General features: G+C 64.3%; 1 protein-coding gene. It reads left to right on the top strand.

Annotated features, from left to right (window positions below; genetic code table 11):
* The coding region (locus tag AC5L36_RS45350; RefSeq protein WP_441225321.1) for an NAD-dependent epimerase/dehydratase family protein at positions 1-1,003 on the top strand (1,003 nt) is incomplete at both ends.

Genomic DNA, 1,003 nt, shown 5'->3' with positions numbered 1-1,003 from the left:
TGGTTACCGGCTCGGCCGGCTTCATCGGTGGCTACGTGGTGGAGGAGCTGTTGGGCCGTGGCCACGAGGTGGTCGGGCTGGACAACTTTTCGAAGTACGGTCCGGTGACGCACAGCTATGACGACAACCCGCGTTACCACTTCGTCGAGGGTGACGCGACGGACACCGAGCTGGTGACGAAGCTGGCCGCGGATTGTGACCATTTCATCGCGGGTGCGGCGATGATCGGTGGGATCTCGTATTTCCACGCCTACGCCTACGACCTGCTCGCGACGAATGAGCGGATCATGGCGGCGTCGTGTGACGCGGCGATCGCGGCGCATCGGGATGGCCGGTTGCGGAAGGTCACCTACATGTCGTCGTCGATGGTGTTCGAGTCGACCGAGCACTGGCCCTCCAAGGAGGGTGACGAGCGGCGGGTGCCGCCGCCGCTGTCCTCGTACGGTTTCCAGAAGTTGGCGGTGGAGTATTACGCGCGGGCGGCGTGGGAGCAGTACAAGCTGCCGTACACGATCGTGCGTCCGTTCAACTGCGTCGGTGTCGGCGAGGGTCGGGCGTTGGGTGAGGCCGAGGTGCTGTCCGGGAATGTGAAGCTGGCCATGTCGCATGTGGTGCCGGATCTGGTGCAGAAGATCGTGAAGGGTCAGGACCCGTTGCACATTCTGGGTGAGGGTAACCAGGTGCGGCATTACACCTACGGTGGTGACCTGGCCGCCGGGATCGTGACCGCGATGGAGCATCCGGCCGCGGTCAACGAAGACTTCAACCTGTCCACCGCGGAGTCGACCACGGTGCTGGAGTTGGCCGAGCTGATCTGGCGGAAGATCAAGGGCCCGGACGTGCCGTTCCGGTACGTGTCGGACGACCCGTTCGAGTACGACGTGCAAAAGCGGGTCCCGGACGTGACCAAGGCGCGTGAGGTCCTCGGCTTCGAAGCGACCACCAGCCTGGACACGATGCTCGACGAGGTCGTCCCATGGGTGACCCAGGCCGTACACGACGG

It is taken from the genome of Phytohabitans sp. LZ39, from assembly GCF_059359075.1.
The sequence above is the reverse complement of the archived record's forward strand: the minus strand, read 5'-3'. Positions and strand labels throughout refer to the sequence as shown.